The following is a 460-nucleotide window of genomic DNA, read 5'->3' as shown; positions in this document are numbered from 1 at the left end:
CGGTATGCCCATTGTCGCAATAGCGAAAGAGGCGTTTCGCGGCAAGGGGCTTATCAACGTCGCCATACCCAACAGCGTTTTATCCATCGGGGAGAGCGCGTTCGCAGGAAACGACCTTATAAAAATTGACATAGGCAACGGCGTTACAACCATTGGGGACCGCGCGTTTGCAAACAATAGATTAACCACCGTTGTCATACCGGACAGCGTTACGATTATTGGGGAGAGCGCGTTTTTCGGCAACAACCGGCTGAACAGCGTTACCATAGGCAACAGCGTTACGTCCATCGGGAATTTCGCGTTTTCCGACGGCGTACTGACCAGCATCACCCTGCCCAACAGCGTAATAAACGTCGGGGAAAAAGCGTTTGCGGGAAGCAAGCTGACCAGCATTACTATCGGGCCGAATGTAAAATTAGGCAAGGAATCATTTCCCGATTCTTTTTTAACTACCTATAAA

At 50.0% G+C, this 460-nt stretch carries 1 protein-coding gene; it reads left to right on the top strand.

Annotated elements, in window-relative coordinates; genetic code table 11:
• Window positions 1-460, top strand: a 460-nt coding sequence (locus ACYVTD_RS16680) for a leucine-rich repeat domain-containing protein (protein ID WP_461248774.1), incomplete at both ends; no start/stop codon positions are given.

The sequence above is a fragment of the Treponema sp. R6D11 genome (genome assembly GCF_054786075.1).
Note: the sequence above shows the minus strand (reverse complement) of the source record. Positions and strands in the feature narration are given on the sequence as shown.